17 protein-coding genes are annotated in these 18,172 nt (G+C 50.0%); 2 read left to right on the top strand and 15 right to left on the bottom strand.

Going from position 1 to position 18,172, the window contains the following annotated elements:
* Window positions 1–34: 34 nt before the first annotated feature.
* The 5 genes from ADA01nite_RS04610 to ADA01nite_RS04590 all read right to left on the bottom strand — a co-directional run bounded on the left by ADA01nite_RS04610 (window position 35) and on the right by ADA01nite_RS04590 (window position 7,136).
* Window positions 35–1,018, bottom strand: a complete 984-nt coding sequence (locus ADA01nite_RS04610) for an alpha-ketoacid dehydrogenase subunit beta (protein ID WP_146808736.1) — start codon at window positions 1,016–1,018, stop codon at window positions 35–37.
* A 16-nt stretch (window positions 1,019–1,034) separates the two neighbouring features.
* Window positions 1,035–2,027: a thiamine pyrophosphate-dependent dehydrogenase E1 component subunit alpha gene (locus ADA01nite_RS04605; protein WP_146808735.1), complete on the bottom strand. Its 993-nt coding sequence runs from the start codon at window positions 2,025–2,027 to the stop codon at window positions 1,035–1,037.
* 99 nt (window positions 2,028–2,126) lie between these two features.
* Window positions 2,127–3,548, bottom strand: coding sequence for a dihydrolipoyl dehydrogenase (gene lpdA / locus ADA01nite_RS04600; protein ID WP_146808734.1), 1,422 nt, complete (start codon window positions 3,546–3,548; stop codon window positions 2,127–2,129).
* 52 nt (window positions 3,549–3,600) lie between these two features.
* Window positions 3,601–4,707: a branched-chain amino acid dehydrogenase gene (bcd, locus tag ADA01nite_RS04595; protein ID WP_146808733.1), complete on the bottom strand. Its 1,107-nt coding sequence runs from the start codon at window positions 4,705–4,707 to the stop codon at window positions 3,601–3,603.
* Window positions 4,708–5,072: 365 nt separating this feature from the next.
* Window positions 5,073–7,136: a sigma 54-interacting transcriptional regulator gene (locus ADA01nite_RS04590; protein ID WP_146808732.1), complete on the bottom strand. Its 2,064-nt coding sequence runs from the start codon at window positions 7,134–7,136 to the stop codon at window positions 5,073–5,075.
* A 211-nt stretch (window positions 7,137–7,347) separates the two neighbouring features.
* Between ADA01nite_RS04590 and ADA01nite_RS04585 the strand changes: the two genes are divergently transcribed.
* Window positions 7,348–7,602 (top strand): DUF2627 domain-containing protein, encoded by a 255-nt coding sequence (locus ADA01nite_RS04585; protein WP_146808731.1) that lies wholly within the window; start codon window positions 7,348–7,350, stop codon window positions 7,600–7,602.
* A 64-nt stretch (window positions 7,603–7,666) separates the two neighbouring features.
* On the opposite strand, the gene ADA01nite_RS04580 is transcribed toward ADA01nite_RS04585, so the two are convergent.
* The 6 genes from ADA01nite_RS04580 to ADA01nite_RS04555 form a co-directional block, all read right to left on the bottom strand.
* Complete coding sequence (locus ADA01nite_RS04580) at window positions 7,667–8,488, bottom strand: hypothetical protein (RefSeq protein ID WP_146808730.1); 822 nt, start codon at window positions 8,486–8,488, stop codon at window positions 7,667–7,669.
* Complete coding sequence (locus ADA01nite_RS04575) at window positions 8,485–9,165, bottom strand: glycosyltransferase family 2 protein (RefSeq protein ID WP_146808729.1); 681 nt, start codon at window positions 9,163–9,165, stop codon at window positions 8,485–8,487. The genes ADA01nite_RS04580 and ADA01nite_RS04575 overlap by 4 nt, the downstream gene beginning before the upstream one ends.
* Entirely contained in the window at window positions 9,162–10,244 is a 1,083-nt protein-coding gene (gene steA / locus ADA01nite_RS04570; RefSeq protein ID WP_146808728.1) for a putative cytokinetic ring protein SteA, read from the bottom strand. The genes ADA01nite_RS04575 and steA overlap by 4 nt, the downstream gene beginning before the upstream one ends.
* Before the next feature lie 116 nt (window positions 10,245–10,360).
* Window positions 10,361–10,741 carry a rhodanese-like domain-containing protein gene (locus ADA01nite_RS04565; protein ID WP_146808727.1) on the bottom strand — a complete coding sequence of 127 codons (381 nt, stop codon included), beginning with the start codon at window positions 10,739–10,741 and terminating at the stop codon, window positions 10,361–10,363.
* Between the two features lie 126 nt (window positions 10,742–10,867).
* Window positions 10,868–12,841, bottom strand: coding sequence for a methyl-accepting chemotaxis protein (locus tag ADA01nite_RS04560; RefSeq protein WP_146808726.1), 1,974 nt, complete (start codon window positions 12,839–12,841; stop codon window positions 10,868–10,870).
* Window positions 12,842–13,194: 353 nt separating this feature from the next.
* On the bottom strand, window positions 13,195–13,398 hold the full coding sequence (locus ADA01nite_RS04555) for a cold-shock protein (RefSeq protein ID WP_146808725.1): 204 nt from the start codon (window positions 13,396–13,398) through the stop codon (window positions 13,195–13,197).
* A gap of 182 nt (window positions 13,399–13,580) precedes the next feature.
* On the opposite strand from ADA01nite_RS04555, the gene ADA01nite_RS04550 reads away from it, so the two are divergent.
* Entirely contained in the window at window positions 13,581–14,264 is a 684-nt protein-coding gene (locus ADA01nite_RS04550) for a MerR family transcriptional regulator (protein WP_170230149.1), read from the top strand.
* 35 nt (window positions 14,265–14,299) lie between these two features.
* On the opposite strand, the gene ADA01nite_RS04545 is transcribed toward ADA01nite_RS04550, so the two are convergent.
* The 4 genes from ADA01nite_RS04545 to ADA01nite_RS04530 form a co-directional block, all read right to left on the bottom strand.
* Window positions 14,300–15,679: a hemolysin family protein gene (locus ADA01nite_RS04545; protein ID WP_146808723.1), complete on the bottom strand. Its 1,380-nt coding sequence runs from the start codon at window positions 15,677–15,679 to the stop codon at window positions 14,300–14,302.
* 157 nt (window positions 15,680–15,836) lie between these two features.
* Window positions 15,837–16,505 carry a zinc metallopeptidase gene (locus ADA01nite_RS04540; RefSeq protein WP_146808781.1) on the bottom strand — a complete coding sequence of 223 codons (669 nt, stop codon included), beginning with the start codon at window positions 16,503–16,505 and terminating at the stop codon, window positions 15,837–15,839.
* Between the two features lie 68 nt (window positions 16,506–16,573).
* A complete protein-coding gene (locus ADA01nite_RS04535; protein ID WP_146808722.1) occupies window positions 16,574–16,993 on the bottom strand; it encodes a MerR family transcriptional regulator in 420 nt (139 codons plus the stop codon).
* A 101-nt stretch (window positions 16,994–17,094) separates the two neighbouring features.
* Entirely contained in the window at window positions 17,095–18,165 is a 1,071-nt protein-coding gene (locus ADA01nite_RS04530) for a hypothetical protein (protein ID WP_146808721.1), read from the bottom strand.
* Between the last annotated feature and the right edge of the window lie 7 nt (window positions 18,166–18,172).

The following is an 18,172-nucleotide window of genomic DNA, read 5'->3' as shown; positions in this document are numbered from 1 at the left end:
TTCTATCTGAGAAAATCATGAAAAAATCCGGATATTAAAATTCGGCCAGCTCGCGCATTGCGGCCATTATCTTGTCAGGAGTAAGCATGAAGAATTTCTCAAGCGTCGGACTGTACGGCATCGCCGGTACGTCCGGTCCTGCCAGACGTTTAATCGGTGCATCTAGATCGAACAAGCATTCTTCGGCGATTACAGCCGCTACCTCGCCGCCAACGCCGCCTTCTTTGTTGTCCTCATGGATAATGAGCACCTTACCGGTTTTGCGAGCCGCTTCCACGATACTTTCTTTGTCGAGCGGATAGAGCGTGCGCAAATCAAGAACGTGGGCATTAATACCTTCTTCAGCCAGCTTCTCCGCTGCCTGCAGCGCAAAATGCAACGTCAGACCGTAGCTAATAACCGTAATGTCTTCACCTTCGCGCTTTATGTCGGCTTTACCCAGCGGCACGGTATAATCCGACTCTGGGACTTCGCCTTTAATCAATCGGTAGCAACGCTTATGTTCAAAAAAGAGTACCGGATCATCATCACGAATCGCCGCTTTCAACATGCCCTTTACATCGTATGGGGTAGAAGGAGCCACAACTTTCAAACCCGGCGTACTGTTGAACATCGCTTCTACACTCTGTGAATGATAGAGCGCACCGTGCACGCCTCCGCCATAAGGGGCGCGGATAACGAGCGGGCAGTGCCAGTCATTGTTGGAACGGTAGCGCATTTTCGCTGCTTCGCTGACAATCTGGTTAACCGCCGGCATGATAAAGTCAGCGAACTGCATTTCTGCTACCGGCCGCATCCCGTAGGCAGCGGCGCCAATTGCCACGCCGGCAATCGCGGATTCAGCAAGCGGTGCGTCAATCACGCGCTCTTCCCCGAATTCTTCGTACAGTCCGTTCGTCGCACGGAATACGCCGCCGCGCACCCCCACATCTTCGCCCATGATAAACACGCGCCTGTCGCGCTGCATTTCCTCGCGCAGCGCCTGGGTTACCGCATCGATATATGAAATGATTGCCATCCTATTCTACCCCCTCTTATTCCGCATATACGTGATTGAGCGCGGACTCCGGCTCCGGATAAGGCGCATTCTCAGCGTACTCGGTCGCTTCGTCCACTTCACGCGCCGCCTGTTCGTTCAACTCTTTCTCTTTTTCTTCTGTCAACAAGCCTACTTCGCGCAGATAGACGGAGAAGCGCAGGATCGGATCTTTCTTCTTCGCTTCTTCAACCTCTTCGCGCGAACGGTACGAACGGTCGTCATCGTCGCTCGAGTGCGGTACAAGACGGTACGTAACGGCCTCGATCAGCGTCGGGCCTTCGCCGCGGCGGCCCCGGTCCACCGCTTCTTTCGTCGCTTTATATACTTCAATCGGGTCATTTCCGTCGATAGACACGCCCGGAAATCCATAGCCCTGCGCCCGGTCCGCCACACTCTTGCAGGCAAGTTGCTTCGTAATCGGTACGGAAATGGCATACTTGTTATTTTCGCAGAAGAAGATAACCGGAAGCTTGTGTACTCCGGCGAAGTTCGCCCCTTCATGGAAATCGCCCTGGTTGCTTGATCCTTCGCCGAACGAAGTAAATACGACCGGATTCTTACCGTCCATCCGACCTGCCAGCGCAAGACCTACGGCATGCGGTACCTGGGTCGTTACCGGACTTGATCCGGTTAAGATATTATGTTTGCGGCTGCCAAAGTGGCCCGGCATCTGACGTCCGCCGCTGTTCGGATCTTCCGCCTTCGCAAACGCCGACAGCATCATATCTTTAGCCGTCATGCCGAACGCCAGTACGACGCCCATATCCCGATAGTACGGGCACGCATAATCCGTTTCTCGATTAAACGCGAACGCCGCACCTACCTGTGCCGCTTCCTGCCCCTGGCAGGAGATAACAAACGGAATTTTGCCTGCGCGGTTGAGAAGCCACATCCGTTCATCAATTTTACGGGCCAAAAGCATAGTGTAGTACATATCTAAAACCTGTTCATCGGTTAAGCCTGCCGCTTGATGACGATTTTCCGCCATAAACAATCGCCTCCTTAAATATTGGTGAGATGGAGGTAGGAAGTTAGAACGTAAGATACATTCTGTTTCCAACTTACAATTTCTTACCTCTACTTTCTATCATGAATGAATTGCTTTGCCGTCCACCGCCAGTGCCGCTTCGCCCATAATCTCGGACAGCGTCGGATGCGGATGAATCGTGTGCGCAATTTCCCATGGAGTCGCATCCAGCACACGCGCCAGCGCACCTTCCGCAATCAAATCGGTGACATGCGGTCCAATCATGTGTACACCCAGCACGTCATTCGTTTTTTCATCTACAACCAGCTTGACGAAACCATCGTACTCGCCATATACAAGCGCTTTGCCGATGGCGCGGAAATTGAACTTTCCGGTCTTCACGCTATATCCTTGTGCTTTTGCCTCCGCTTCGGTTAAGCCCACGTTGGCCACTTCAGGGCGGCTGTATGTGCATTTCGGTACCATCGTATAATCGATCGGGTGCGGTTTTTGTCCGGCCATATGCTCGACGGCGACGATGCCTTCATGCGACGCCACATGCGCCAACTGCAGGCCGCCGATAACATCGCCGATCGCATAAATATGAGATTCTCCGGTTTGGAACATCTCGTTCACTTTGATGTAGCCATTCTCTACCTGCGCCTCCACGTTGTTCAGCCCGATGTCTTCGATATTGGCCTGACGGCCGACGGACACGAGAATTTTCTCGGCTGTAAACACCATCTCTTTTCCGTTCTGCTCCGCCTTAATCGTTGCGTTTCCTTCGCTGCGCGCCAGCGTTTCAGGCAATACTTTTGCTCCCGTATGTACTTTGATTTTTCGTTTCTTAAGCAGGCGCGTCATTTCCTTGCTGATTTCCTCATCTTCAAGCGGCAGGATACGGTCGGCATATTCAACGATTTCCACTTCTACTCCCAGATCGTTAAACAGCGACGCCCATTCGATCCCGATAACACCGCCGCCGACAATTAGTACAGACTTCGGCAACTCTGTAAGTTCCAATGCTTCATCACTCGTGATAACCGTCTCTTTATCAATGGTAAGCCCCGGCAGCGTACGCGGACGGGAACCTGTAGCAATCAGCACAAATTTCGGTACGAGAATCTCGGATTCGCCGTTCTTATATTCAACGTTTACAGCACCCGCCTGCGGCGAAAAAATGGACGGTCCCATAATGCGGCCCGTACCTTCGTATACATCGATTTTGCCCTGCTTCATCAAATGCTGGACCCCTTTATGCAGTTGGTTTACAATCTCTTGTTTACGCTCCTGCATCCGCACGAAATTAATGCCAATGTCTCCGGCTTCAACTCCGTAATAAGCGCCGTTTTTTAACGTGTGATATACTTCCGCGCTGCGCAGAAGCGCCTTGCTTGGAATACACCCGCGATGCAGGCATGTTCCGCCCAGCCTATCTTTTTCGACCACTGCAACCTTCATACCCAGCTGAGAAGCACGGATGGCGGCCACATAGCCACCCGTGCCTCCGCCGAGCACCACTACATCATATTCATTTGACATAGGGCACCTCCGTTTTAGTGAAAAATCAAGAAGAAAGAATATATGACGGTATTTACTGCTTATGATGGATACGGGAAAGCTCATGTTTGCCGTTCTGCAGGAATGTACTGCGCGAACGCTGCATGCTGGCGATACGTTCTTCACACATACGATCGGCCGCTTTATACGTCGGGATGTTATCCCGTTTGGAGATTTCGATGACCTTCTGGATGGTATCGTAGATCGTTTCGACTTTTTTTATGGCCCGCTCGCGGTTATAGCCCTGCAGTTCGTCAGCCACATTAATCAGGCCGCCCGCGTTGATAATATAGTCCGGTGCATAGACAATGCCCATCTCCTGAATGATGTCTCCGTGCCGCTCTTCGCGTAACTGGTTGTTGGCCGCGCCGGCAATCACTTTCGCCTTAAGCTGCGGAATGGTGTTGTCGTTAATGATTGCTCCAAGCGCACACGGGGCAAAGATATCGCAATCCTGGCTGTAAATATCGTTCGGGTCCACCGCTTTGGCTCCGAATTCGTCAACGGCACACTGTACATTGTCTTTGTTGATGTCGGTGACAATCAATGTTGCGCCTTCTTCGTGCAGATGGCGGCAGAGGTTATATGCTACATTGCCCACGCCCTGCACAGCGATGATTTTGCCGCTCAGATCATCTGTCCCAAACGCCTCCTTCGCCGCAGCCTTCATGCCCCGATATACACCATATGCCGTTACCGGCGATGGATTGCCGCTGCTGCCGAATGCGGGAGAAACACCGGTCACATAGTCGGTTTCCATATGGATGGTGTCCATATCGGCTACGGTTGTGCCCACGTCTTCCGCTGTAATATAGCGGCCGTTCAGCCCCTGAATATAGCGGCCGAACGCGCGGAACATTTCTTCGTTCTTGTCTTTGCGCGGGTCGCCGATAATAACCGCTTTGCCGCCGCCTAAGTTAAGACCTGCACCGGCCGCTTTGTACGTCATGCCGCGCGCCAGACGCAGCGCATCTTCAATGGCTTCCTCTTCCGTATCATATGTCCACATGCGCGTACCGCCCAGTGCAGGTCCAAGCGTAGTATCATGTATGGCGATAATCGCTTTTAAACCGGAGTTCTGGTCCTGACAGAAAACCAGCTGTTCATAGTCGTATTTTTCCATATATTCAAAGATTCCCATACAGACTCATGCCTCCTAAGAAGTGTACATTTTATCGCTGGCACACAACGCAACTAGATATTTAGAAGGTAGAAAAACAAGGGGAATTAGAAAATGAATGGACCAATTATTTTTCCAATTTCTTACCTTCATCTTCTAACCTCGTACCATTAAACGACAGCCAACCAATATTCTTTGTTTTTAATATGGTTTATTATTGTCTCCTGTTATTGTTAACATGCAACAAAAATGCCAACTTTAGTTTTGTAAACGCTTCCGAAAAAGGTAGCGGCACACCTGAATTTTTTCTCAGGAAACGGATCGGAAGCCGCCATCATCCCTGCAAAAAAATTCATAGTGCGCAAAAAATTGCAAGCAATATTTTTCTATAACTTATACTTTTCAATTTTATAATACAAGTTACGAATGGAAACACCCAATTGCTTAGCCGTTGCTGTTTTATTTCCTTTATTGCGTTTCAACGCTTCCCGGATAATATCCGCTTCCACTTCTTCCAGCCGTTCATTCAGCGTTCGGGTATCCTGCGGGCTTGCGGAGGATAACGCGCTGCCGTATTGGACATCGGGCCGCCCTTCTTCCGTGCCTGCAAGGTCCGGCAAATGATACGGCTGTATTGATGTCTCTTGAAACTTCATATTAATGAGGGAACGGCTAATGACGTTTTCCAACTCGCGCACATTCCCCGGCCATGAATACTCCATCAGACGCTGCAGCGTTTCCGGCTCTATATTCCGTACGTTTCTTCCGTATTCCTGGTTGTATTTGTGAATAAGGTGCTCCACAAGCTCAACCATATCCTGCACCCGATAGCGCAGCGGTGGAATTACGATCGGAAGCACGTTAATTCGGTAATACAAATCTTCGCGGAAAGTGCCTGCCTGCATCGCCCGCTCTAAATTGACATGAGTAGCCGCAATGACCCGTACGTCGACCGCGATTGCCTTTGTACCCCCAATACGCACGATTTCTTTCTCCTGCAGCACGCGCAAGAGCTTGGCCTGCGTACTCATCGACAGCTCGCCGATTTCATCGAGAAAGATTGTGCCGCCGCTAGCCTCTTCGAACAATCCCTTTTTTCCGCCCCGCTTTGCTCCGGTAAACGCTCCTTCTTCATAGCCAAACAACTCGCTTTCAAGCAACGCTTCCGGAATGGCAGCGCAATTTACCCGAACGAACTGGTTGTATTTTCGTGTACTCTCATTATGAATGGCATGGGCGAATAACTCCTTGCCCGTACCGGATTCTCCCCGTAACAGCACCGTAGCCGGCGTTCGGGCCGCCTTGCGCCCCTGCTCGATCGCATGCAGCATTCCTTCGCTTTTACCGACAATGTCATCAAATGTGTAGCTCGCTTCCAGCTTGCGCACCAGGCGCTTAACACGCTCTAACTCTTCGTTCAACTTCTTAATCTCGGAAACGTCATGGATAACTCCGACACTGCCTTTAAGCACGCCGTCAACGACGACCGGTGCCACGTTCACCACGACATCCCGCTTTTTTGGCCCCACCTTGAGCGGTACACCGCGCACCGCCTGGCTCGTTCTGAGTACCTGCATATGCATGCTTTCCCCTTCAGAGATGTCCACATCGGCTGGCTTACCGATGACATCCGCCTCACTCAGTCCGGTCAGACGGGTATAAGCGGGATTTATCATTAGACCGTTCCCCTGCGTATCTACCACGGAAATCGCATCATTGGATGATTGGATAATGGCGGAAAGCAAGCTTTGCATATCTTTGAGCGTTGTAATTTCACGGGTCAGGGTGGCCACTTCCGTAACATCCCGAAATACAGCGACTGCACCGATAACCTCCCCGTTCCGCTCCAGAATCGGGACGCGGTTAGTCACAATACGACGGGCTTCACCAAGGAACTGTTCCTGATTCAACTCCGGCTCTCCCGATTTGAGCACGATATGCAGACGGGAGTTCGGAATGACTTCCTCTGCCTTTTTTCCAAACGCATCCTCTTTCTTTATACCCAAAATTCGCTCGGCGGCACGATTGTACAGCGAAATCATTCCATTTTTATCGACTGCGATCAGTGCGTCATGCGTAGAATTAAGCACGGTATCGATTTCCCTCCGCTTACCGTGCAGCACATTGACCAGCCGGGTACGCTCCTCGATTAGCTGCATCATCACAGAAGCAACGCTTCCTGGAATAATGACGGTCTCTTCCGGCTTTACCGCCTGTAGTTTTCTATACATCTGGCTGTCACCGGTCACTTCCAGCACGACGTCTACGCCTTCCTTAAAAAAGCGGTCTATCGTATCAGCGACCGGAATGGAAAGCTCCCTGGCGAGCATAAGGCCAGGAGCCTTCCCGTCAATATCGACTACACCGACAATATTCACACTATCCATCTGATGCAGTACACGCAAAAGAGCCGTACCCCCACGACCGGCTCCCATGATCACAACTTTCATGTGCTTCCTCCCTCACCATGAAAAAAATTGCACACTTCTTTTTTATTTAAACAGAACAACTCTGGTTCAGCAATAGTAGACAAACCCAAAAGAAACAGATAAGATGAGGGCATAGAAAACCACCATAGCGTTTCAGCCGCAACCACGACATGGAAATCATGAGAAGGGCGGCTGACTTTTGCGGTACGAAGGAAAAGAGAGGAAAGAATGTATGCTATTACGATTCGTCGCCGTGCTTATTATTTATGTTATTCCGGGTGCCGTCGCGGCGTACGGCTTTAAAACGATGCGGGATACGCTGTATTTATACTTTGATCCGGCCGTCAATCAGTTCCTTCTGGGGAAGTTTTTTCTCGGATTCGTGCTGTTTGTGATTGGTGTCGCGATTATCGCCGGCTTTATCCTTCACAGGGATCGCAAGAAAAATCTCGTGCAGCCCCGCTTCCAAAAGAAAGAGCAGATCTAAACACACGCAAAAAGAACCGCACTGTCCGTCCTTTATCGTACGTACTGCGGTTCTTTTTTATTGTCTATCTCGCTTCCGGCGGCCTGCCCCACTGATCAATCCGGCTCAGCACAGGACTTCTTTCAATTACAGCGGTCAACGATACTCTTTCGGCATACAGTTGGATAAGAAATAACGTTCCGATAAGCAGCCATTTTACCGATGCATCGAACGAATACACACAAAAAATACCGCCCACAAATCCCAGCAGATTGGCGCCTGTATCTCCAAGCATAGCCTGTGCAGAGCAATCAAACGGTGCAGCGGCCAGTGTGCAGCCAAGCATATACCAAAACAACGGTACCAGTGCGGGCGATAAAGTTCCGAATATTGCACAGATGATCAGAATAAACCAGAAGCCTTTTAACGCACGTCCGGGACGCACATCAAGCAGATTGACAAAATTTGCGCTCAATCCAAGCAGCAGCGCATCTACCATGAATGATACGGCTGTTGCGGATGCAGAAGCAGCCACGGCTACCGCGCAGATTCCAATTATACCAAGTTTCACGATACCGGTCGTCACTTTGCCTTCACGCCATAGCACATTGAAGTGGCCGCGTAACCCCTTTGCTCTTGTCTGTCCATAACGGTCATCCAACCAGCCTGCCAGTGAGACAACAACCGCCGCACAAACGACCCACGATAGAAGAAACCCTTGCATCCTCCATACTGATAGGGTGGCAAATCCCAGCAAACCGAATGACAATATCAAACCGTACCCTAATGGAATAGCATGTCCGGCATAATTGGACGCTACCCACTTCATGCGGATGAAAATAGCACAAGCCAGCCTCATTCCTATGTAACCCATAAGCCAACCGACCGCGAATATAAGACCGCTCATCTTCTCGCCTCCCGCCTTCCCGCCACCGCTTTTTGAATGGCCACGCACTGCCGTCCGCGGTGCCAGAAGCCGCCAAGACTTCTACCGTGCTCACGATGCCGAATTGGCAGCGGGATCTCCCGCATTGGAAAGCCGGCCCGCAGTATATCGAGCGTCATGGCAACCTCGATACCAAAGCCACAGTTCCAGTCCCGTACCGCTTTCACCGCCCGGCGTGTTAATGCCCGCTGACCTGATAGCGGCGCCTGAAGAGTAATGCCTGTCATCTGTCGGATGCTTCGCTGCGCCAGCCGTTTGACAAGCCCGAATCCTCCTTGCTCCGCAGGAGGCGGGCAGGCAACCGTCATCTCGCATGTTCCGCTTTCCAGCTCATTCAATAGCAATGCTGTATAGGCAGCGGTCGTTCCCAAATCAGCATCCACCAATAAAAACCGCTCACAGTCCGACAATTCAATCCCACGCCAGAGCGCAATTCCTTTGCCTTGATTTTGCGGAAGACGCAGCACCGTATCCGCCCACGGTGCTGCAAGCAGTGACGTATCATCCCTGCTTCCGTCGTCCACTACAACCAACTGTAATCCGGCAAGCACCTTAGAATGACGCAACGTCCGCAGTGTCTCCGTAATCCATGCCGCTTCATTGTAAGCGGGAACGATGATGGCGGTCGTTTCTTTCATCGTTTTCCCTGCATAAGCATTTTTAAATAACGCATGAACGGCAGTCCGGTGTTTATGATCGACGGATACAAGCGGTGAATGCCTTTTGCATCCACCAGTCTGCCTCCAATCTTCATCCGCACCAGCAGCGTACTCGCCATTCCCTGGCGTCCTTTCTCCAGGAAATCATCCATTGCCGTGTGGGTGCCCACACCTACAATCAACGACGCACCGCTCTCGTAAGCATACAGAAGCGCCATATCCTCGCTTGTTCCCGGAGCCTGCAGCAGATGATACGGTACCCCCAACGCCTTTATCCGGCTTTCGCCGGGTGCACTTCCGTCCGCATACGCATGTACAACAACATCCTTCGCCTCACGAAGCGCCACATCGCTTACGCTATCCATATCACCCATGATAATATCGGGTTTCCATCCCTGCTCAAGCAGCGCGTCGCTCCCGCCATCCACACCGATAAGCGTCGGCCGGTACGCAGCAACATAGCTGAATAACGCCTGTAGGTCCTCTTTGTAATGCCTGCCGCGCGAGACCACCACCACATGTCTGCCCGCAAGCGTCGTACGAAGCGGGAGCCGGACAAGCGGCCGAAATAAGCGCTCCTTCTCCTGCAGCGCGTACTGAATGGTATTGTCGACAAAGGAAGCAAGCTTTTCGGGCGCGTTTTTTTCCACGTTCCGATAGGTCACCTGCCACTCTTCGCGCGTTACCGGCACAAGTCGGGTCAACATGGTACGGTCCTGTTTCCGGAATAAATAATGGCCGTCAATGACCACCTCTTCACCGTCAGCAAGCTCTCTTGAAAGATAGGGGCGGCTCGGGCACTCGTATAGCGGAATGCCTGTTTCAAGCAAAAGCCGTGCTCCATGCGCCTCATATTCTCCGGTAAACGATACAGCACAGTTGACCACCGCTCTTACTTTTCGCTCAATAAGCCCGCGGGCCGCCAGCTCATCGATATTCGTATGTGCAATAACCGCAATATCGCCCGGACGAAGCGATCCTGTTACATGTTTTGTAATATGTCCGCACCGAACCGGGCCGCGGACAATACGGTTGTTCTTTCCCAGACGCATAAACATAATCCGCTCATCTCCTTCCTTATTTAGTATGGAAGAGAGAGAGCGGTTCCATACGAAAACAAAATAGAGAAGGAATCCCGCCTGTCGGCGTTTTGTCCTTCTCCCGTTTGATACGTTTATTTTTTTACGATCCTCCCCCGCCAGCGTTTCATTCCACCGGATACATTGTACAAGTTCTTGAAGCCTTCCTTCTTGAGGATGCGGGCCGCCTGCGAACTGCGGAATCCGCTCTCACAAATCAGATACGTCTCTCTGTCTTTCGGAATACCGTTGACCGCCGACTTTACCTGGCCGAGCGGAATGTTACGCGCCCCCTGAATATGTCCGCTCCGGTATTCATTCGGCTCCCGCACATCAATAATCTGTTTGCCTTTCGGCTGCTTCAACACTTCTTGCAACTCATCCACCGATATGCTTTTTACTCCGCGCGGCGGCAGTATGCGAAAGAAAATAAATACAAGTAAAAGTCCCAGCAACGCTACAGCTAACCAATCCATGTCTTTCTTTCTCTCCTTACCTTTGATATGCCAATAAAAGTATCGTACTACAGCTTATTTGACCTTGCAACCAGCAGCAAAAGACCTGTGGGATGCATACCCGGAGGTAAGTTAAATCGTACACGGTTATTGTTGAACACGGAAACGGTTGACGGCTTCCTGGAGCTGGATGGACAGCTCTTTTAGTCGATGACTATCAATGAGAATCTCCTGTGCTGATGCGGCCTGCTGCTGGCTGGAAGCACTGACCTGCTCCGTGCTCGCCGACGCTTCCTCTGTAATGGCAGCAATGCTCTCCATCGATTCCGCCACAATCACGGCGTTGTGCTCTACCTGTTTAAGCTCCTCGGCAATCGCTCGGGCCAGCTCGGTCACCTCGTCGATCATGCCGGCCATCTCCGAGAAATAGCTTCCGGTTTTCTCAACCATCGTACGGCCTTCTTGAACGATGGATACACCTCCGGCAATCGATTGCGAAGCGCGATTCGCTTCTTTCTGCGTATCGGAGATGAGCGTCTGTATTTGTGCGGTCGCCCGATTGGTCTGCTCGGCGAGCTTACGCACTTCGCCCGCAACGACCGCGAATCCCTTACCGTGCTCACCTGCCCGCGCCGCTTCAATACTGGCATTGAGCGCAAGCAAATTCGTCTGCTCGGCGATGTTTGCAATCAGCGTGACAATGCTGCCGATTTCGTTCGATTTTTCCTCAAGCTCGTGCATCATCCGGGCAGATTGGTGAATGCGCTCGTCTACATCCTGCATTCGGCTGATCGCCTGCTCGGAAGCATCAAGCCCTTCTCTGGATAGACCGTTCATTTTCGTAAATGCCCCGACCATACGGGACGCCTCACGTGAAATGTTGTCAATCGTATGCTTCATCGCCCCCATCTCCCCGGTCACCTCGCTGACCGAGTCGGCAATATTGGTCGATCCGGTCGCCAAATCCTGAATAGTAAGCGCTACCTCCTCGGCGGCTCGCTTCGTTTCCTCGCTGGAAATCGTCATATTTTGCGACGATTGCTCCAGGTGTGCAGAGGTTGTCTTCATAGTCTCTACGATACCGCTCATGTTTTCGATCATCTTATCGAAGTTCTCGCTTAGCTTTCCTACCTCATCTTCGCCGCGCACATTGGCACGTACCGTTAAATTCCCCTGCGCTAATTCAGACGTCAAATCGCTCAATTGGCGAATCGGACGCACAAAGCGGGATGCAAAAAGAATAAGGACAATGCATGTAAAAATTAAGACTCCGACAACGGTAGCCAGTGAAATTTTTGCAAGATACGAAAGCTGTTCTGTCGCTTCATGTGCCGGAGCAGTGATGACAAGCGACCAGTTTGTCTTTGGAATGAATGTATAATAGCCTATTTTTCTGACGCCTTCATAATCGTAACGCTTCGCACCGGTCTGTCCCTTTTGCGAGTCTTTAATAATGGAAACGAGATCTTGGTTTGGGTTTTCCAGCACATTCTCTTTAAGAATTTTATCTTTTTTCGGATGGGCGATAATTGTTCCGTCTTTCTGAGTCATAAAGGCATAGCCCGTTTTGCCGAGTTTCACGTCCGAGATCACGCTCGTAATGTAATCTGCCGTAATGACTCCGGCAAGAATTCCCTTGCGCTCGCCGGTCTTTGTCTCCAGCGGCACGGCGAATACAACAATTTTTTTGCCGGTGGTCTTCGCTACCATAACATCGGAAATGGCGGAAAGCCCGCTCATCGCCTGTTTAAAATACGGACGTTCTGCAACATTGGCCCGATCTCCGTTCGTGGTTAACGTATTTCCCTTCTCATCGCTGACAAAAAAATAATCGAACTCCTGGTTTATCTCTAATTGTTTTTTCAAATACGAAATGGCCGTCTCAGGAGGACTCTCTTTCAAAACATCCGCTTGAGAAATAGTATTTAATATACTCTGCTGTACAGAAAGCCATGTAGTGATTTGCTTTTTCAAATCGGTAAGCTGCAGATTCGCTTTTTCGTTGAAATTCTGCTCGAGAAACTCCGTTGCTTTCGAATGGTTAATCCAGGCAATGGTCGACAGCGACACAATCAGGATAGGCAAAACCATTCCCAGTAATTTGCTTCTCAACGACTTCATGACATTCTCCTCCCCCTATTTGTCGAATTCCGACTTTTTAACTATATAACCAACTTCCTATTTTTAGCAATATATAAATTGGGAAGAATTTAAGAACAATTTATATAAATTGCTTTGTATACAAAACCACTACGGCTTCTCAGCCGCAACCCCGGCATGAAAATCGTGGGAAGAACAACTGACTTTTGCGGTACGAAGAAAAAGAGAGGAAAGAAGGAGGAGAGGATTTCAATGGGGAAAAAGGCGTTCGCCTTTTTCTTCTCTGGATCTCCTTTCCTCTTTTTCTCCTTCTTTCCTCATGATTTTCACAGAAAAAAGGCTTCTGCATGTGCAAAAGCCCCTGTAACAATATTTTATGATCCGATGTAATGAGATAGCTGCGGCAGCATGCGCACCCCCTCACTCATGCCGGACTGACAGAGAGGGCAGACAGGCTGCACCGAGAACGAATAATCCTTCCGCATCCACCCATTACACGCGTCATTCGTGCAGTTCCATACGCTCATCTCAAATAGAGGAACCTCTTCCGCCTGCTGTTTGCCTCTCATGAAAGCCATACATCTCCCGTCCTTTCCGTGAAAGTACTCATAGTATGCCTGCACTTGCGTTTTTTATGCTTTTTTTGTCGAAAAAAGCGAAACGGCACTTCTTTTGATAACCTTTGTCGAGTAGGTAGGAACTTTTTCATTTATGCCGTATTCTTACTGTAAAGCGTGTGACGACAAGGAGGATGAATACAATGCAAAGCAATAGCATGTGGATGGCCTCAAAAGATGTAGCGGAAAAATTGGATGTAAGTGTACGGACAATCCGAAATTGGATCGATACGTTCAGCCCTTATATGGTACTGCAGAAAAACAGTCAGGGACACTTTCTTTTAAGCGAGCAGGCGTTCAATTTGCTCATCGAGATTAAGCGGGTCAAAGATTCCGGAGTCCAGACGCTAAAAGAAGTCGAAGAAGTGCTGTTGCTCGAAAAAGTTCTCCCTGAGAAAAAAACGCTGGATATTGATTACGGGCTTCCCCCAGAAGACGAGCCGCTTCTCCGCCTGGAAACGGATGATACAGCGCAATATCTATTTAATCGGATAAACGAAATGGAACGCCATCTAAGCCAGCAGCTATTCGAAACTATCCATGAACTCGGACAGGCCTATGAGACTCAAGCCGCCCAGCGGCAGAAAGAGACGGCGCTGCCGGAAGATTTAATGCTTACGCAATACTACAAAGAAATCCTCCGTAAAATGGAAGAAATAGAGAAGAAGCAAGAAAATTTGCGACTTGAAATGCGTAAAATGAATTTCGAAATTCAGATGATCGGCGCGATGCAAAAGCAGGAGGAAAAAAGGAAAAAAGGATTTTCCTGGTCCTTTTTCCGTTTTCCGGCTAAGTCGAAAAAAAAGAAAATAGAGGTTAAGAATTAAAAGTATAAAAAAGGCCGCGTCTCCGCGGCCTTTCGCTATTCCTTCATTCCACTTGCATATATTTCTTCTTCCCCGGTGCTCTCGCTCTTCAGCAGGGCCGCTTCCTCAGCTTTATCCAGCTTGCGCAACATCAATCGAACAATCCGCAAGTGATCTACTTCAATTACCCTGAATTCGTAGCCGTGCGCATATACAGCCTGCCCTACCTGAGGCGGAAATTCAACCTGGGAGAATACCCAACCGCCGATCGTGTCATAGTCATCGGAATTAATTTCCAAACCAAAACGATCATTGACTTCCTCAATCAGCAGACGACCGTCCACCGAATACGTCGTATCGGCTTTCTGCTCGATATGCGGGCGTTCTTCGTCGAATTCATCCTGGATTTCTCCTACGATTTCTTCCAGGATATCCTCAACGGTCACCAGACCCGCCGTACCGCCATATTCATCGATAACAATCGCCATCTGCGAACGATTCCGCTGCATTTGCTTCAGCAAGTCGCTGATATGAATCGATTCAGGCACGCGCTCTACCGGGCGGACAATCGAACTTAATTCATTCTGATTCTCGCTCATATACAAACGGTAAATATCCTTAATATGGACGAACCCGACAATATTGTCTTTATCTCCGTCAGCTACCGGATAACGGGTGTGCATCTCTTCCATGACGGTTTTAAATATGTCTTCAAACGGATCATCCTGGAATACGCATACCATGTCGGTACGCGGAATCATAATTTCGCGGGCGTTGCGCTCCGCAAATTCGAATACGTTGTCCACCAATGTCAATTCCGTCTGGTCAATTAAACCGCTCTTGTGGCTTTGTTGCATCAAAATTCGGATTTCTTCCTCGGTATGTGCCGAATCATGATCCGTCGTCGGCTGAATGCCGATAAAGCGCAGGAAGAAAAATGCGGCGCGATTTAACGCCCAGATGAACGGGTACATAATTTTGTAGAATAAAATTAATGGTCCTGCTGTCCACAATGTCGTCGGCTCCGCTTTTTGAATGGCCATTGATTTCGGGGCCAATTCCCCCAGCACAATGTGAAGAAACGTAATCGTCGCAAAAGCAATTACAAACGAGAGCGTATGGACAAGCGTCTCCGGTACATACAGCGCCTGCATGACCGGTCCAAGCAACTCTGCGATGGCCGGCTCCCCGATCCATCCAAGCCCCAATGACGCGAGCGTAATGCCGAGCTGGGTCGCAGATAAATAGGCATCCAGATTGTCAGTCAGCTTTTTCGCCAGATTGGCCCGCTTATTCCCTTCCATTACAAGCTGATTAATCCTTGTGCTCCGCACCTTCACAATCGCAAATTCCGCTGCCACAAAAAAACCGTTTAAAAAGACCAGAAAAAAGACGGCAGCAAGGTAAAGTAAGGCAGACAATGGGTCAGTACTCAACTAGTCTCTGTCACTCTAGAGAATGACAGATACACCTCCTTTGTCGCAACAAAAAATATAAAACTCACGCATCTACCCATATAGTTTTATTTATACCACAGGTTGAATGATTTATAAACGGGCTGCGAACATTACACGCAGCCCATTGTATTTTCTATTAGTCTTCATTGTTAGACGTGAAAATCCAAATGTATTCGAGCAGTTGCAATACCGCCACCAGCGTAGATGCAACATATGTCAGCGCTGCGGCACCCAGCACCTTATCGACGCCCCGCTTCTCGTCGCTTGCCACGAACCCTTCCGCAAGCATCAAACGCTTCGCCCGGGCGCTTGCATTAAATTCCACCGGCAGGGTAACCAGCTGGAATGCCACTGCTGCGGCAAAAAGAATAATCCCGATGAGCAGAAGGTTCGTCATCTTGAAGAAAATTCCTGCCAGCAAAAGAAACGGCGCAATGCCGGACGTCAGATTTACGACCGGAAACATGCGATGGCGAAGCACCAGCATGCTATAGCCTTCTTTGTACTGAATGGCATGACCTACTTCATGTGCGGCAACAGAAATCGAAGAAATGGAATTGCCATAGTATACAGGCTCCGACAGGCGCACTACGTTGGATATCGGATCGAAATGGTCCGTCAGCGTGCCGGGTACAGGTTCCACCGGTACATGGTGCAAGCCGTTATCATCAAGAATACGCCGTGCCACTTCCGCACCGCTCATTCCGGAGCGTGCGGAAACCTGAGAGAACTTATTGAAATTCCCTTTCACTTTGAACTGCGCCCAGATGGTCAGCGCAAAAGCCGCTAAAATCAAGGGAGTCATCCACGTAAATACCACGGTTATATTGCCTCCTTATCTTTGTCTCAAAAATTTCCACAAAGATTATGTTCTTAAAACGATGCATCGCCAAGCAAAAGCATCAGCGTATGCAGAAGCGAACTGCCCTGCAGCGATAGCTGTCTGGCAACCAGACGCGCCTGCTTCTCATCCATCTTCTTCAGACGCAGCGTTAATTCTTGTACGCGTTCTTCAAGTTCGCGCATATCCCCTTGTATCTCCTGCATGCACTTCATAACATCCGCCGTTTCCCCCTGTGCCCTGCCGACCTGCCATTGCTCCAATCGCTCTTTAATTTCTTCAAGCGTTAGTTTCTGGCGCTTAAAGCACTCAATTAGCCTCAGGCGTTCCAATGTCTCTTCCGGATAGAGGCGGTAATTCGCTTCTGAACGCTGCGCATTCAGAAGTCCCAGGTTCGTATAGTAATCGATCGTACGCTTGCTTAGCTGTGCACGTGCTGCCACTTCTCCTATACGATAGAATTTCCCATCGAACTCACTTCCTTTCCTCTCCCCTTATCTTACCACAAATCCTGTGAACTAGACAGCTACACGTGATGGTTTTTCAGCCTAGACTACAGGCGGTAGGGGCTGGAAGTATGCTCCGGATACATAGCAATATATGCTTCATCCAGCCAAAAAAACGAATTCTCGTTCCATTCTATATGGGTAATCGTACCGCCATCGTACCCGACAATCGGGATGTATCCGTATTCAAGAGGGTATTCCTCTTCGAGATACTGATACTCCGTCAGCGCCATCAGCATCGTGGCGAGCGGATTGGCTTCCAGCTCGCTCATATGCACGATTTGGTACACGTCAAGCAACTGCGGGGTCATAGCTACCACCAGCAGGCGCGTGTCTTCCCCTGCCCGGTTTTTTCCCGTTTTCTCACCGACCCATATAAGCAACTCGGCATCGCGCGCCTGTGCATTTGGATGACGATGCATCATCCACAGGGAACGATATACAGCTCCCATGACTTGCTCCCGCGCCCCCTCTTCGCCGAACCTATTCTCCATTAACCGATAATCAAAATAAAAGGCGAATCCTCTCTCAAGGAGGCGATTTTGGGCCAGTTCTTCTCCGCCCATCGTTTTCTCCGGCATCTCTTCCTCCTCTTGCCCGACCGGATCATACCGATACGCAGCGAGAAGGAGCTTTCCCGCCTCTTCCTTTTCTTCTTCGGAAAAAGAAATAGCTTCCGAATAGAGATGAGTGATTCCCTCTTCGATATCCGCCAAATAATGCACCCAGACGTGTTCCTGTTCAAGAAAGCGAACCGCCAGATAGCGTTCTTCCTCATTCATTGTACGAAATGAGAGCGGATATCCGAGCGGGTCCTCCGGGTCCGTCACCACCCACAGCACAGCTATCCAGTTCTGCCTGTAACTCGAGAAATCCAGGTACACACGGGCGTCCACCTGTTCGCTGAAGCTTTCAATGTCTTCATATACGATACAGATCTCCACGTCACCTGCGGCGGTTAACCGGGGAAAGTACCGAGCGCCATCCTCGCTGACTGCTCTGTATATATCCTGAAACACAAGCCGGTTTAGCGTGTCTCCCATTGTTTCCTCACCGGGAGAGATGCGCCCTGCAGGCAGGAGCACCTCCGGCTTTATCGTTCTCCATTCATCTGTCATGGACAAC

This window comes from Aneurinibacillus danicus (assembly GCF_007991215.1).
Lineage (GTDB): Bacteria > Bacillota > Bacilli > Aneurinibacillales > Aneurinibacillaceae > Aneurinibacillus > Aneurinibacillus danicus.
The sequence above is the reverse complement of the archived record's forward strand: the minus strand, read 5'-3'. Positions and strand labels throughout refer to the sequence as shown.

Coding starts and splice junctions, on each gene's coding strand:
- ADA01nite_RS04610 (WP_146808736.1), bottom strand. CDS start 1,018: ATGGCAATCATTTCATATATCGATGCGGTAACCCAGGCGCTGCGCGAG.
- ADA01nite_RS04605 (WP_146808735.1), bottom strand. CDS start 2,027: ATGGCGGAAAATCGTCATCAAGCGGCAGGCTTAACCGATGAACAGGTT.
- lpdA (WP_146808734.1), bottom strand. CDS start 3,548: ATGTCAAATGAATATGATGTAGTGGTGCTCGGCGGAGGCACGGGTGGC.
- bcd (WP_146808733.1), bottom strand. CDS start 4,707: ATGGGAATCTTTGAATATATGGAAAAATACGACTATGAACAGCTGGTT.
- ADA01nite_RS04590 (WP_146808732.1), bottom strand. CDS start 7,136: ATGAAAGTTGTGATCATGGGAGCCGGTCGTGGGGGTACGGCTCTTTTG.
- ADA01nite_RS04585 (WP_146808731.1), top strand. CDS start 7,348: ATGCTATTACGATTCGTCGCCGTGCTTATTATTTATGTTATTCCGGGT.
- ADA01nite_RS04580 (WP_146808730.1), bottom strand. CDS start 8,488: ATGAGCGGTCTTATATTCGCGGTCGGTTGGCTTATGGGTTACATAGGA.
- ADA01nite_RS04575 (WP_146808729.1), bottom strand. CDS start 9,165: ATGAAAGAAACGACCGCCATCATCGTTCCCGCTTACAATGAAGCGGCA.
- steA (WP_146808728.1), bottom strand. CDS start 10,244: ATGTTTATGCGTCTGGGAAAGAACAACCGTATTGTCCGCGGCCCGGTT.
- ADA01nite_RS04565 (WP_146808727.1), bottom strand. CDS start 10,741: ATGGATTGGTTAGCTGTAGCGTTGCTGGGACTTTTACTTGTATTTATT.
- ADA01nite_RS04560 (WP_146808726.1), bottom strand. CDS start 12,841: ATGAAGTCGTTGAGAAGCAAATTACTGGGAATGGTTTTGCCTATCCTG.
- ADA01nite_RS04555 (WP_146808725.1), bottom strand. CDS start 13,398: ATGGCTTTCATGAGAGGCAAACAGCAGGCGGAAGAGGTTCCTCTATTT.
- ADA01nite_RS04550 (WP_170230149.1), top strand. CDS start 13,581: ATGCAAAGCAATAGCATGTGGATGGCCTCAAAAGATGTAGCGGAAAAA.
- ADA01nite_RS04540 (WP_146808781.1), bottom strand. CDS start 16,505: ATGACTCCCTTGATTTTAGCGGCTTTTGCGCTGACCATCTGGGCGCAG.
- ADA01nite_RS04530 (WP_146808721.1), bottom strand. CDS start 18,165: ATGACAGATGAATGGAGAACGATAAAGCCGGAGGTGCTCCTGCCTGCA.